General features: G+C 42.0%; 12 protein-coding genes. 9 read left to right on the forward strand and 3 right to left on the reverse strand.

What is annotated here, in order from left to right; all coding sequences use genetic code 11:
- Positions 1–14: 14 nt before the first annotated feature.
- From nrdA to ubiG, 3 genes are all read right to left on the reverse strand, one after another.
- On the reverse strand, positions 15–2,300 hold the full coding sequence (gene nrdA, locus L1077_RS08330; protein ID WP_237136414.1) for a class 1a ribonucleoside-diphosphate reductase subunit alpha: 2,286 nt from the start codon (positions 2,298–2,300) through the stop codon (positions 15–17).
- Between the two features lie 334 nt (positions 2,301–2,634).
- Positions 2,635–3,282 (reverse strand): HAD family hydrolase, encoded by a 648-nt coding sequence (locus L1077_RS08335; protein ID WP_237136415.1) that lies wholly within the window; start codon positions 3,280–3,282, stop codon positions 2,635–2,637.
- Positions 3,279–3,989, reverse strand: coding sequence for a bifunctional 2-polyprenyl-6-hydroxyphenol methylase/3-demethylubiquinol 3-O-methyltransferase UbiG (gene ubiG / locus L1077_RS08340; RefSeq protein WP_237136416.1), 711 nt, complete (start codon positions 3,987–3,989; stop codon positions 3,279–3,281). Before ubiG ends, L1077_RS08335 begins: the two co-directional genes overlap by 4 nt.
- Before the next feature lie 181 nt (positions 3,990–4,170).
- Here ubiG and gyrA point away from each other — a divergent pair, with 181 nt between their 5' ends.
- The 9 genes from gyrA (at position 4,171) to pyrF (ending at position 14,538) form a co-directional block, all read left to right on the forward strand.
- Positions 4,171–6,846 carry a DNA topoisomerase (ATP-hydrolyzing) subunit A gene (gene gyrA, locus L1077_RS08345; protein WP_237136417.1) on the forward strand — a complete coding sequence of 892 codons (2,676 nt, stop codon included), beginning with the start codon at positions 4,171–4,173 and terminating at the stop codon, positions 6,844–6,846.
- Positions 6,847–7,035: 189 nt separating this feature from the next.
- Positions 7,036–8,118, forward strand: coding sequence for a 3-phosphoserine/phosphohydroxythreonine transaminase (gene serC, locus L1077_RS08350; protein ID WP_237136418.1), 1,083 nt, complete (start codon positions 7,036–7,038; stop codon positions 8,116–8,118).
- The gene (gene aroA / locus L1077_RS08355) at positions 8,118–9,398 is read left to right on the forward strand and encodes a 3-phosphoshikimate 1-carboxyvinyltransferase (RefSeq protein ID WP_237136419.1); all 1,281 of its coding nucleotides are present in this window, start codon (positions 8,118–8,120) and stop codon (positions 9,396–9,398) included. The genes serC and aroA overlap by 1 nt, the downstream gene beginning before the upstream one ends.
- A gap of 156 nt (positions 9,399–9,554) precedes the next feature.
- Positions 9,555–10,262 carry a (d)CMP kinase gene (gene cmk / locus L1077_RS08360; RefSeq protein WP_237136420.1) on the forward strand — a complete coding sequence of 236 codons (708 nt, stop codon included), beginning with the start codon at positions 9,555–9,557 and terminating at the stop codon, positions 10,260–10,262.
- A 95-nt stretch (positions 10,263–10,357) separates the two neighbouring features.
- Positions 10,358–12,025, forward strand: coding sequence for a 30S ribosomal protein S1 (rpsA, locus tag L1077_RS08365; protein ID WP_237136421.1), 1,668 nt, complete (start codon positions 10,358–10,360; stop codon positions 12,023–12,025).
- Between the two features lie 60 nt (positions 12,026–12,085).
- Positions 12,086–12,376, forward strand: a complete 291-nt coding sequence (gene ihfB / locus L1077_RS08370) for an integration host factor subunit beta (protein ID WP_023401704.1) — start codon at positions 12,086–12,088, stop codon at positions 12,374–12,376.
- A gap of 60 nt (positions 12,377–12,436) precedes the next feature.
- Positions 12,437–12,661 carry a LapA family protein gene (locus L1077_RS08375; protein ID WP_343222132.1) on the forward strand — a complete coding sequence of 75 codons (225 nt, stop codon included), beginning with the start codon at positions 12,437–12,439 and terminating at the stop codon, positions 12,659–12,661.
- A complete protein-coding gene (locus L1077_RS08380; RefSeq protein WP_237136422.1) occupies positions 12,658–13,794 on the forward strand; it encodes a lipopolysaccharide assembly protein LapB in 1,137 nt (378 codons plus the stop codon). Before L1077_RS08375 ends, L1077_RS08380 begins: the two co-directional genes overlap by 4 nt.
- A 39-nt stretch (positions 13,795–13,833) precedes the next feature.
- Complete coding sequence (gene pyrF, locus L1077_RS08385) at positions 13,834–14,538, forward strand: orotidine-5'-phosphate decarboxylase (RefSeq protein WP_237136423.1); 705 nt, start codon at positions 13,834–13,836, stop codon at positions 14,536–14,538.
- Positions 14,539–14,681 lie beyond the last annotated feature (143 nt).

Below are 14,681 nucleotides of genomic sequence, written 5' to 3' on the forward strand. Positions count from 1 at the left end.
TCTTGACTGGCTTGTTAAATCTTACAAGCGCCGCCTTCACAGCCGTCATCTTCAGGCTCTGGTTTTAATTCGTCCTGCGCATCAGCAGCACCATCACGTGTGTTATGGTAGTAAAGTGTCTTAACACCCAGCTTGTATGCTGTTAGTAAGTCTTTTAACAACAACTTCATTGGTACTTTACCGCCTTCAAACTTAGTTGGGTCATAGTTTGTATTTGCAGAGATTGTTTGGTCGACAAACTTCTGCATGATACCAACTAGGCCTAAATAACCATCGTTAGAAGGGATGTCCCATAGTAGTTCGTACTGTTCTTTAAGCTTCTCATACTCAGGCACAACTTGCTTTAGGATACCGTCTTTACTTGCTTTAACACTGATATGCCCACGAGGCGGTTCAATACCATTTGTCGCGTTTGAGATCTGCGATGAAGTTTCAGACGGCATTAACGCTGATAACGTTGAGTTTCTCATGCCATGCTCTTGAACACTTGCTCTTAGTGCGTCCCAGTCAAGGTGAAGTGGCTCGTCACAGATAGTATCGATGTCTTTCTTATAAGTATCGATAGGCATAATACCTTGTGAGTATGTTGTCTCATTAAACTTAGGACATGCACCGCGCTCTTTTGCAAGTTCGTTAGATGCTTTCATCAAGTAGTACTGAATTGCTTCAAACGTTTTATGCGTTAGGCCATTAGCGCTGCCGTCTGAGTACTTCTTACCATTCTTAGCTAGGTAGTAAGCAAAGTTAATGACACCTATACCCAGAGTACGACGTCCCATTGTTGCTGTGTGTGCTGCTGGTACTGGGTAATCTTGGAAATCTAATAGATTATCAAGTGCACGAACTGCTAGCTCTGCTAGCTCTTCAAGCTCAGATAAATCTTCAATAGCACCTAAGTTAAATGCAGACAGTGTACATAGTGCAATTTCACCTTCAGCGTCATTGACGTTGTTCAACGGTTTAGTTGGCAATGCAATTTCTAAACATAAGTTAGATTGACGGATAGGGGCTACTTTTGAGTCAAATGGACTGTGAGTATTACAGTGGTCAACATTCTGTAAGTAGATACGACCCGTGCTAGCACGCTCTTGAGCAAACATTGAGAACAGTTCAATCGCTTTGATACGTTTCTTACGAATAGACTCGTCTTGTTCGTACTTTATGTACAACTCTTCGAAAAGTTCCTGATCTTCAAAGAATGCATCGTATAGCCCCGGTGTGTCTGATGGGCTAAATAGGGTAATGTAGTCATCTTTTAATAAACGCGCATACATTGTTTTATTGAACTGTACGCCGTAGTCAAGGTGACGAACACGGTTTTCTTCTACACCACGGTTATTTTTTAGAACCAGTAAGTTTTCAACTTCTAGGTGCCAAAGCGGGTAGAATAAAGTTGCAGCACCACCACGCACACCGCCTTGTGAACAGCTTTTCACTGCTGTTTGGAAGTGTTTGTAGAATGGAATACAACCAGTATGGAATGCTTCACCATTGCGGATTGGGCTACCAAGTGCACGAATGCGGCCTGCGTTTACACCGATACCGGCACGTTGACTCACATATTTAACAATCGCTGAAGAAGAAGCATTGATTGAATCTAGGCTATCATCACACTCAATAAGGACACATGAGCTGAACTGACGTGTCGGTGTACGAACACCCGCCATGATAGGTGTTGGTAGTGAGATTTTGAATTGTGACACAGCGTCATAGAAACGCTTGATGTAATCTAAACGTGTTTCTTTGTCATAATCAGCAAATAGGCTTGCCGCAACTAATATATATAAAAACTGTGCGCTCTCATAAATTTCACCAGTTACACGGTTTTGAACTAAGTATTTGCCTTCTAACTGCTTGACCGCCGCGTAGCTGAAAGTCATATCGCGACTGTGGTCAAGGTAATCATTTAATTCGTTCAACTCTTCACGAGTGTAGTCTTTCAATAGGTGCTCGTCGTAACGCTTGTCGTCTACGAGCTTTGCAATATGATCATATAAGTGCGGAGGCTCAAACTGGCCATATGCTTTTTTTCTTAAATGGAATACTGCAAGACGAGCTGCAAGATATTGATAATCAGGCGTGTCTTTAGAGATTAAATCAGCAGCTGCTTTGATGATTGTTTCATGGATATCTTCAGTACGGATCCCATCGTAAAACTGGATATGAGACTTTAATTCCACTTGAGAGACCGACACATTGTCTAAGCCTTCGGCTGCCCAAGTAATAACACGATGGATTTTATCTAAATCAAGCGGTTCTTTACGACCGTTTCTTTTACTGACAGATAATTGTTGGTTCATAAGCTATGCCCGTATTCCCAAATTCTTATATTGGCTAGGAAATCACCACTAGATATGGTGCCTATTTGAAAGTGCGTCACAAGATAGTGTGGTTGATACTATTTTGCAAGAGAACAACTTCACTCAAATTGTGGATAACATTGGGATAAATTAATCGAGTTAGTGATTACTAACCTTCTGCTATCCGCTGAACCTGAGTGCGTAAAAAAATCAACTTCAGTTCATGAATTTTTGCCTTTTTTTAGCAAAAAAACTGAATGATTTTTTTCTGCTCAATTATTTACTCAATTAAGTGTAAGACACTATATGTAGTGTCTCAAATTATAATTTTTCACTATATGTGCGAAATCAGCTCAATTGGATGGTTTGCGTTTACCTCAGCTTGCCATGATAGCGCTTCATCTAATGAGGGAATAAAGCCCCACAGTGCAGCAACCGAGCGCATTTGTGCAGCTTTGGCTGCCTGTATATCTCGCTCTGCATCACCTACATATAAAGTTTCCAAGGCCGAAACCCCCAACTTTTTAGCTGCAAGCAATAGTGGTGCAGGGTGGGGCTTTGCTACATCAAGGGTATCACCGCACACGACGACTTCAATATTTTTTAATGTATTGATTTGTTGTAAAAGCGGGAAAGTTAAAAACTCAGGTTTGTTGGTAACTATACCGACAGCGACCCCCTTATCATGTAAAGAGTGCAACATGTCATCGATCCCATCAAAACAATGGCTGTGGATAGCAATATTACTTTCATAATAGTCTAAGACCTGCTGCCTCAAGGTCGCTAAGTCATAGTTGATTAATTTATCTTTAAAGCCAACTTCAAGCAGGGCTTTGACGCCATTGGAAATGGCGGGACTGTACTCAATTTTTGAAAGTGTGGGTAATCCATGCTCTGTTAGAACATGGTTTAATGCGGCACCTAAATCATCACTGGTGTCCAGTAAAGTGCCGTCTAAATCAAATAAAACGGCTTGTGTCATGCTAGCTTCTCGAAGTGAAGTAGGTAATTTACGCTAACATCGTCTGTTAGGGTAAATGTTTTAGTGAACGGGTTGTAACTAATTCCTGCTGATGCACGTACTTTTAAACCATGTTGCTCAGCCCACCCAATTAAAGTTGAAGGGCGGATGAACTTGTTATGATCGTGTGTGCCTTCAGGCACCATTTTTAAAAGTTTCTCTGCGGCAACAACAGCTAATAAATATGCTTTATGTGTTTTGTTTAGAGTAGAAAAAAATACGCTGGCTCCCGGCTTAGCAGCTTTTGCGACTGCGGCAATGATTGCAGCAGGGTCGGGTACATGTTCTAACATTTCCATGCAAGTCACCACATCAAACTGCTCAGGATGCTCGTCAGCGAAAACTTCAGCGGGGATTTTTTGATAATCTACGCTGACACCGCTTTCAAGGCTGTGTAGTTTAGCGACATTTAAAGGTTCTTGGCCCATATCAATGCCTGTTGCATCTGCGCCAAGTTTAGCCATACTTTCAGTTAAGATCCCGCCACCACATCCAACATCAAGTACTTTCTTCGAGAATAAGCCTGCACTTTTATCGTTGATGAAGTCCAACCTTAATGGATTGATATCATGTAGCGGTTTAAATTCTCCTTCTGTATCCCACCATCTCTCAGCGATTTCTTCGAATTTTGCGATTTCTTGGTGGTCTACATTTTGATGTTCGGTCATAAAAAGCTTCCTCGTTTATCTGGGCGCATTGTATTGGCTATTTATAAAAATACCAGACATTTTACGACTGCAAATTGAATTTACCTGTGTTACTATCGGCAGCCGAATAAATAATAACTTAACCCTTTGTTGCTATTAGTGTGACACAAAAGGGCAAGACTCTGAAGGAAAGTGGTATCAAATGACTGATCTCGCCAATGAAATCCTCCCGGTCAATATTGAAGATGAATTGAAAAATTCATATCTTGATTACGCCATGAGCGTAATCGTAGGGCGTGCATTGCCAGACGTACGTGACGGACTGAAGCCAGTTCACCGTCGTGTACTTTTCGCAATGAACGAGCTACGAAATGACTGGAACAAACCTTATAAAAAATCAGCTCGTGTAGTCGGTGACGTCATCGGTAAATACCACCCTCATGGTGATAGTGCAGTATACGATACAATCGTACGTATGGCTCAGCCATTCTCTTTACGTTACATGCTGGTTGATGGTCAAGGTAACTTCGGTTCTGTCGATGGTGACTCGGCAGCTGCAATGCGTTACACCGAAGTACGTATGGCAAAGATGTCTCATGAACTTCTTGCTGACCTCGACAAAGAAACGGTCGACTACGTACCTAACTATGACGGCACAGAGCAGATCCCTGACGTGCTACCAACTAAAGTGCCAAACTTATTAGTAAATGGTTCTTCAGGTATCGCAGTTGGTATGGCGACAAACATCCCGCCACATAACCTAACTGAAGTGATCAATGGTTGCTTAGCAATTATTCAAAACCCTGACCTCACTATTGAAGAGCTAATGGAATATATTCCAGGCCCTGATTTCCCAACTGCGGCAATCATCAGTGGTAAAAAAGGCATCGAACAAGCCTATAAAACTGGTCGTGGCAAAGTTTATATCCGTGCTCGTGCAGAGATTGAGACTGACGAGAAAACGAGCAAAGAAACGATTATTGTCCATGAGATCCCTTACCAGGTTAACAAAGCGCGTCTTATCGAAAAAATTGCTGAACTAGTAAAAGATAAGAAAGTAGAAGGTATCAGCGCATTACGCGATGAGTCTGACAAAGACGGTATGCGTATTGTTATTGAAATTAAGCGTGGTGAAGTAGGCGAGGTTGTGCTTAATAACCTGTATGCTCAGACACAGCTACAAACCGTGTTTGGTATGAACATGGTTGCGCTTGATAACAATCAACCTAAGTGTTTCAACTTAAAAGAAATGCTTGAAGCGTTTGTTATTCACCGTCGCGAAGTTGTCACGCGCCGTACAGTTTATGACTTACGCAAGGCAAGAGACAGGGCACATACGCTTGAAGGTCTTGCTATTGCACTAGCAAACATCGACCCAATTATTGAGTTGATCCGCAAGTCACCAACACCATCTGAAGCGAAAGCGGCATTAACCGCGCGTGCATGGGAGCTTGGTTCTGTTGCTCCTATGCTTGAACGTGCAGGCGAGCAAAATGTTGCGAGACCTGACTGGTTAGCAGATGAGCTTGGTATTAGAGATGGTCAATATTACCTTTCTGAACAACAAGCACAGGCAATTCTTGATTTACGACTTCACAAGCTAACAGGTCTAGAGCATGAGAAGATCTTAGGCGAATACCAAGAACTACTAGATATAATTGCTGAGTTACTACACATTCTTTCATCACCTGAGCGTTTAATGGAAGTTATCCGTGATGAGTTGGTTGAAATCAAAGAAGTATATGGTGATGAGCGTCGCACTGAAATCACTGCTGCAGCACATGACATCAGCCTTGAAGACTTAATTAACGAAGAAGATGTTGTTGTAACACTCTCTCATGAAGGTTACGTGAAGTATCAGCCTCTATCTGACTACGAAGCACAGCGTCGTGGTGGTAAAGGTAAAGCAGCAACGAGAATGAAAGATGAAGATTTCATCGAGCGCCTACTTGTGGCTAATACACACGACACAATACTTTGCTTCTCGACAGCGGGTAGATTGTACTGGTTGAAAGTATATCAATTACCACTGGCATCAAGACAAGCGCGTGGTAAGCCAATTGTAAACTTATTGCCTCTTGAAGAAGATGAGCGTATCACAACGATTTTACCAGTTCGCGAATATGAAGAAGACAAGTATGTCTTAATGGCAACAGCCAATGGTACAGTGAAGAAAACACCACTGACTGCATATAGCCGTCAGCGTGCAAGCGGTATTATCGCAATCAACTTGAATGAAGGTGATAACTTGATTGGTGCTGACATCACTGATGGCAGTAACGACATCATGTTATTTACTGACCACGGTAAAGTTGTTCGCTTTAATGAGAAACTACGTGACTCAGAAACAGGCGAAGTGAAACTTGACCCTGAAACAGGCGAGGAGATGTTAGCATTACGTCCGATGGGCCGTACTGCAACGGGTGTTCGTGGTATTAAGATGCCAGATGGCGTGAAAGTTGTTTCATTGATTGTGCCTAAAAACGACGGTGCTATCTTAACGGTTACAGAAAATGGCTACGGTAAACGTACGCCGTTGGATGAATACCCTGCGAAGAGCCGAGCCACACAAGGGGTTGTATCAATTAAGGTAACTGAGCGTAACGGTAACGTAGTTGGTGCAGTTCAGGTTGAGGACAACAATGAAATTATGCTTATCTCTAACCGAGGTACTTTGGTTAGAACACGCGTAAATGAAGTCTCTACAGTAGGACGTAACACGCAAGGTGTGATATTGATCCGCACAATAGAAGATGAGCAAGTTGTCGGGCTTCAGCGCATCGAAGAAATTGAAGTAGATGAGATTGAAGATGCTGTTGTGGATGACGCTCAAGGTGAAGAAACACCGCCGAGTGCACCAGAACAAGATTCTGAATAATTAAAAAAGCGGCTTAGGCCGCTTTTTTATTAAAAAAAATCAACCAAATTAAATAATTTGACCCAGAATTTTGTTTCATCTGACCCTGTATTTGATGTAAATTCATAGACTGAAAGTTTATTTCCGTGTCGCGTTGTATAAACAGCATTTTGCTGTTTGGCGGCACGTTTTATTTGGAATGAGGAAAATATGACTGTTTATAACTTTTGTGCAGGCCCAGCGATGTTGCCCCCTGCTGTAATGGAGAAAGCGCAAGCAGAGTTTATTAACTGGCAAGGTTTAGGCGTATCTGTAATGGAAATAAGCCACCGCTCCAAGCCGTTTCTTAAGTTGGCTGAAGAATGTGAAGCAAGCTTAAGAAGGTTGATGAACATTTCTGATGAATTTGAAGTGCTATTTATGCACGGTGGCGGGAGAGGTCATTTCTCAGCGGTGCCTTTGAACTTACATTTGGACAATGCACCAGGTGTGTATGTTGAGAATGGTATTTGGTCAGTTGGCGCGACAAAAGAAGGCGCAAAGTTTACGCAGGTTGAATCTGTTGATATTCGTACGGACAAAGAGGGTCAATTTGATATTTTACCGGTTTCAGATTGGTCACTACCTGAAAATGCTTCTTTTATCCATTACTGCCCGAATGAAACTATAGATGGCATTGAAATTTTTGACGTGCCAAAGCATCCAACAGCACCAATCGTTGCGGATATGTCTTCAATGATTTTATCTCGTGAAATTAATGTCGATGATTTTGATCTGATTTATGCAGGCGCACAAAAGAATATCGGTCCGTCAGGTTTGAGCATTGCTATTGTTCGTAAGTCTTTATTAGAAAGAGAAGGGTTACCACGTCCTGCAATTTTGGATTACGCAATCGAAGCAAAGCAAAACAGCATGTACAACACACCACCAACATACGCTTGGTACTTAGCGGCGGAGGTATTTAAATACCTAGAGTCAATCGGTGGCGTGCCAGCAATGGAAAAGCACAACAAAGAAAAGGCGGCGTTGTTATACGATTATATTGATAGCTCTGACTTTTATTACAACAAAGTAGCGAGCACTTGTCGCTCATTAATGAATGTGCCGTTTTGGCTTAAAGATGATGCGCTTAATGACACCTTCCTTGAACAAGCAGAACAATATGGCTTAATGGCGCTTGAAGGACATCGTTTTGTCGGTGGTATGCGCGCGAGTATTTATAACGCAATGCCAATTGAAGGCATTGAAGCATTAATTGCGTTCATGAAAAAGTTTGCAGCGGAGCACAGCTGATGGAACAGTTACCTTTAAGGCCAATAAAAAAAGTATCTGGCTCTGTGACCTTGCCAGGTTCAAAGAGCTTATCAAATCGTATTCTTTTGCTCGCCGCTTTATGTGACGGAGTAACAGAAGTTCGCAATTTGTTAGACAGTGATGATATTCGCCATATGCTCGCCGCTTTAGATGTGATGGGTGTTAAGGTTGAATTGAATGATGACAAAACCATAGCGAAAGTGCACGGAAACGGTGGTCACTTTAATACGCCTGAACAACCATTGTTTTTAGGTAACGCAGGTACAGCCTTTCGCCCACTGACTGCGGTTTTAGCGGCAACAGAGGGAAAGTTCACATTGACAGGTGAACCTAGAATGGAAGAGCGCCCAATTGGTCACCTTGTTGATGCACTTGATGTATTAGGTGCTGATGTTACCTATCTGAAAAATGAACATTATCCACCACTTGATATTGTAGGGAAAAAGCTAAAGGGCGGCACGGTAGAGATTGATGGCAGTATTTCAAGCCAGTTTTTAACTGCGCTGCTGATGGCTGCACCACTATTTGATGGTGACAGTGAAATTAAAATCGCTGGCGAGCTAGTTTCTAAGCCTTACATTGATATTACACTAGGTGTGATGAAGCAGTTTGGTGTGGTAGTAGAGCATGACAATTATCAAGTGTTTTATGTGAAGGGTCAGCAGGGCTATATCTCACCAAGCAGTATTATGGTTGAAGGGGATGCTTCTTCTGCTTCTTACTTTGTGGCAGCAGCAGCAATCGCTGGAGGCGAAATTGAAATAAATGGAGTTGGTAAAGCAAGTGTGCAAGGTGATATCGGGTTTGCACAAGTAATGGAACAAGTGGGTGCCCAAATTGATTGGTTCGATGAAAAACTGATTGTGAGAAAGGGTGAATTACAGGGTGTTGATATCGACGCCAATGCTATTCCTGATGCAGCGATGACGTTAGCTACCGTAGCCTTATTTGCTAAAGGTAAAACAGCGATCCGCAATATTTATAATTGGCGTGTGAAAGAAACGGATCGTCTATACGCTATGGCGACAGAGCTTCGTAAAGTTGGCGCAGAAGTTGTTGAAGGTGAAGACTTTATTGAGATCACACCGCCAACAGAGTTCAAACACGCTGAGATAGACACTTATAACGATCATCGAATTGCAATGTGCTTCTCTATGGTTGCTGTTGGTGGTCAATCAGTTACGATTAATGATCCTGGTTGCACAGCGAAAACTTTTCCTACTTATTTTGATGTGCTCACCTCAATCTCGCAGCACTAGTCACATTTAAGAGCGTGTTTTTCACACGCTCTCATACCTAATTAAGATACAAATTCAACAATAGAACAAAAAGTTACATGTTGATAAGGATCTATTCATTAAACTTGCGTATAATGGGTGCCGATTTATATAAGGTGTGCATTTCAGGAGGTTTTAATGCAGGCTGCAATGCCCGTAATCACCGTAGACGGCCCGAGCGGATCTGGCAAAGGGACTGTTTGTCGTTTGTTGGCTGAGAAATTAAATTGGGATGTTCTAGACAGCGGAGCAATATATCGCGTGCTGTCTATTGCAGTGTTACATCATCAAATCGCATTGGACAATGAAGAAGCGTTGGTCCCGTTAGCAGCGAACCTTGATGTACAATTTATGATTGATAGTACGTCTAAAAAATCTAAAATCGTGCTGGAAGGCGAAGATGTAACGAATACAATCCGCAATGAAGAAGTGGGGGCAACCGCTTCAAAAATAGCTATGCTTCCACGCGTTAGAGAAGCACTTTTACGCAGACAGCGTGCATTTAGAACTGAGAATGGCCTAATTGCGGATGGCCGTGACATGGGTACAGTTGTTTTCCCATCAGCAGAACTAAAAATTTATCTCACTGCAAGTGCTGAAGAACGTGCTAAGAGACGCTTTAATGAGTTGAAGGATAAGGGGCTTGATGTTACACTTGAGGGCCTTTTAGAAGATATCAAAGCACGTGATGACCGTGATATGAATAGGAAAGTGGCGCCACTAGTGCCTGCTGACGATGCTATTCATATAGATACCACGACTTTAGATGCCGACCAAGTATATCAGCAAGTGCTTAAACTTGTAGATGAAGCAGTATTGTCAGGCAAACTTCCGAAAGTTAGCTAATTTATCATAGCACTGGCAAGGCCGCTGGTGTTTTTTTAACTACCCCATGCAGCATGGTCGCTTATTGGTACATTTATATATGAGACGTATTTAGTATGTCAGAAAATTTTGCGCAGTTATTTGAAGAAAGCCTAAAGGGTTTTGAAGCAGAGCAAGGCTCTATCGTTAAAGGTACAGTTATTTCAATCGAGAACAACATCGTTCTTGTTGACGCTGGCCTTAAGTCTGAAAGTGCAATCCCTGCAGAGCAATTCAAAAATGCTGCTGGTGAACTAGAAGTTGCTGTTGGCGACGAAGTAGACGTAGCACTAGACGCAATCGAAGACGGTTTCGGTGAAACTATCCTTTCTCGTGAGAAAGCGAAGCGTCACGAAGCTTGGATCCGTCTTGAGAAAGCATGTGAAGACCAAGAGACTGTTATCGGTATTATCAACGGTAAAGTTAAAGGTGGTTTCACTGTTGAAGTTGATTCAATCCGTGCTTTCCTACCTGGTTCACTTGTTGATGTTCGTCCTGTACGTGACACTGCTCACCTTGAAGGTAAAGAGCTTGAGTTCAAAGTAATCAAGCTTGACCAGAAGCGTAACAACGTTGTTGTTTCTCGTCGTGCAGTTATCGAATCTGAGAACTCACAAGAGCGTGAAGAGCTTCTTGCTAACCTTGTTGAAGGTCAAGAAGTTAAAGGTATCGTTAAAAACCTTACTGACTACGGTGCATTCGTAGATCTAGGTGGTGTTGACGGTCTACTTCACATCACTGACATGGCTTGGAAGCGCGTTAAGCACCCAAGTGAAATCGTAAATGTTGGTGACGAAATCGCTGTTAAAGTACTTAAGTTCGACAAAGAGAAGACTCGTGTTTCTCTAGGTCTTAAGCAACTTGGCGAAGATCCTTGGGCAGCAATCGCTGGTCGTTACCCAGAAGGTGCTAAGCTTACTGGTCGCGTAACTAACCTAACTGACTACGGTTGTTTCGTTGAGATCGAAGAAGGCGTTGAAGGTCTAGTACACGTTTCTGAAATGGACTGGACTAACAAGAACATCCACCCTTCAAAAGTTGTTTCACTAGGTGACACTGTTGAAGTTATGGTTCTTGAAATCGACGAAGAGCGTCGTCGTATTTCTCTAGGTCTTAAGCAGTGTAAAGCTAACCCTTGGCAGGAATTTGCTCGTCTACAGAACAAAGGCGACCAAGTTACTGGTAAGATCAAGTCAATCACTGATTTCGGTATCTTCATCGGTCTTGACGGCGGCATCGACGGTCTTGTACACCTTTCAGACATCTCTTGGAACACTCCAGGCGAAGAAGCTGTACGCGAGTACAAGAAAGGCGACGAGATCACTGCAATCGTTCTTCAGGTTGACCCAGAGCGTGAGCGTATCTCACTAGGCGTTAAGCAAATCGAAGCTGATCCTTTCAATAACTACCTAGACGCAAACAAAAAAGGTGCTATTGTTAAAGGTAAAGTGACTGAAGTTGACGCGAAAGGCGCAACTGTAGAGCTTGCTGAAGGTGTTGAAGGTTACATCCGTGTAGCTGACATCGCTCAAGAGCGCGTTGAAGATGCAACTTCTGTTGTTTCTGAAGGTGACGAAGTAGAAGCTAAATTTGTAGGTGTTGACCGTAAGAACCGTGCGATCAGCCTATCTGTTAAAGCTATCTTCGAAGCTGAAGAGAAAGAAGCTCTAGAGAAGCTTAAGAAAGAAGAGCCAGCGTTCGAAAACGCAATGGCAGCTGCTTTCAAAAATGCTCAAAAAGACTAATTCTTAAGTCTAATCAAGAAGGGCACTTTAGCCCTTCTTTTTTTATTTAAAGGAAACGTTATGACAAAGTCTGAATTAATAGAAAAACTTGCTGAACAGCATGCACATGTTCCTGTAAAAGACGTAGAAAATGCAGTAAAAGAAGTTTTAGAACAAATGGCGGGTTCACTATCTGGCTCTGATAGAATCGAAATCCGTGGCTTTGGCAGTTTCTCTCTGCACTATCGCTCTCCTAGAACTGGTCGCAACCCTAAAACAGGCGAAACAGTAGAGTTAGATGGCAAATATGTACCACATTTCAAGCCTGGAAAAGAATTAAGAGATCGCGTTAACGCTAGTCTCGAAGGGTAATTGGAGATACCTAACTTGGTTCGAGTTGTTAAAAAGGGACTACTTTTGGTGTTGCTTTTAGTGGCGTTTGTAGTAGGCACACAGAATCCGAATGTTGTTGAAGTAAACTTTATCGTTGCAAGTGCCGAAATGCCGTTAGCGACACTGATAAGCTTATGTCTGTTCTCAGGTATAATCTTAGGTGTTTTGTTTAACTTAAGTTCACTCGTAAGGTTAAAACAAAAGAATCGTCAATTACATAAAACGAATAATTTATTGTTGAATAAAGATCAAAGCCAGCCATGATCGAGCTTTTGTTCTTGCTGCTTCCTGTTGCCGCTGCTTATGGCTATGTAATGGGAAAGAACAGTGCTAAGAATTTGGCACATGAGCAAAATAGAAAAATCACATCCGAATATAGTAAAGGCCTGAAATTCTTACTTGATAGAGAAGAAGATCAGGGTCTTGAACACCTAATACAGCTGCTAGAAGTGTCAGCTGACTCTGTAGAGCACTATTTGACGCTCGCTACCTTATTTAGAAAGCGCGGTGAACTTGATAGGGCAATCAAAATTCACGAGTTACTTATAGAGCAGCCTAATTTAGATATAGAATTAGTGAAATCCTGTCGGCTGGAATTAGCAAAAGATTATATAATGGCAGGATTATTAGATGGGGCTGAATCCAATTTAGTCGTTTTAGTAAAAGCGGGTTTCGAAGATGCTTTAGAGCCCATGATCCAGCTTTATTCGCAAACGAGAGACTGGCAAAAAGGTGTCAATATGTACGAAGCATATTCTGACCTATTTTCCGATAAGGCCAGTTGTGCAGCAATTGCGAACTTTTATTGTGAAGTTGCTATTGAATCAAAGGATATCAAATTTTTTGAACAAGCGACAAAGCTCAACCATCAAGCTATCAGACCTTTATATGAGTTAGGTCTTGATGCTCACGGTCGCCAAGATAATGTAAAAGCAATTTACTATTGGCGCAAACTGACCTCCGAATTTCCTCAAATCGCACCTCTTATTATAAATGACCTCCAATCCTGTTATGAGAGCTTGAATATCTCAGAAGAGTTTTATGGCTTGATAGGTGAATTACTCCCAAATGCTGGCGTAACAATAAAAATAAAGCATTGTCAGGGGCTGGTAGAGTCTGGGAAAGTAACAGAAGCGATTGTATTTTTAACTGACAGCTTAAAAAGGGAGCCGTCAATAAGAGGGTTCAGTTATTTACTGCAACTTTTGAGTGCCAAAAATGTAAGAATTCAAGATGTATTAGAAGAGATAGATAACCTCGTTACATCTTACATATCCACTAAGCCTGATTATCAGTGCAACAAATGTGGCTTTACCAGCCATAAACTATACTGGCTATGCCCATCGTGTAAAACGTGGGAGTCGGTTGTGCCTAGTCGTGGCTTAGATGGTTATTAATATTGTATGTGATTCTTTTAAAAGAAAATTAAGGTAATTATGTCAAATATTGAACAAAAAAAAGTGCTAATTGCATTAGATTATGACAACGAGAGTGCGGCTTTAGCATTTGTGTCTCAGCTTTCACCAGATGAGTGTCGTTTAAAAGTCGGTAAAGAGATGTTTACTTACTTTGGCCCTCAGTTTGTTAAAAAGCTAGTAGATCTAGGATTTGACGTATTCCTTGACCTGAAATTTCATGATATTCCAAATACGGTTGCAAAAGCAGTCACTGCTGCTGCGGAGTTAGGCGTATGGATGGTCAATGTGCACGCCAGTGGTGGCACAGAAATGATGTCAAAAGCCAAAGAAGCGTTAAGTAAATATGGTGATAAAGCGCCGTTGCTTATTGCTGTTACTGTTTTGACAAGTATGGACCAAGCTCAGCTTAGTAAGTTGGGCATTGATAAAACACCACAGGAGCAGGTGCTTTACTTGGCAAAACTGGCTAAAGAGTCTGGTTTAGATGGCGTAGTGTGCTCAGCGCAAGAAGCTGAGACATTAAAAGCACAGCTTGGTAGCGAATTTAAGCTTATTACTCCGGGGATCAGACCTGCTGGTAGTGATGCAGGTGACCAAAAGCGTATCATGACCCCAGCTAAAGCTATCGAAGCTGGCAGTGACTATTTAGTGATTGGCAGGCCGATCACGAAAGCTGAAGATCCTGCAAAAGCTCTGAGAGATATAAACGCCAGTATTTCTTAATTGAATACTCGTCAGGTCTGTCTTGGACCTGACGAGTCTCTATTTCCCGTCATCAATGCTCACCGCTATACTCGTCAAATATTTTATAAATCTAGATTGATGTTTGATGCGTACAAATGTGCTTAATAACCATTTGTAAGGCA

The organism is Pseudoalteromonas luteoviolacea (assembly GCF_021654285.1).
Classification (GTDB): domain Bacteria; phylum Pseudomonadota; class Gammaproteobacteria; order Enterobacterales; family Alteromonadaceae; genus Pseudoalteromonas; species Pseudoalteromonas luteoviolacea_J.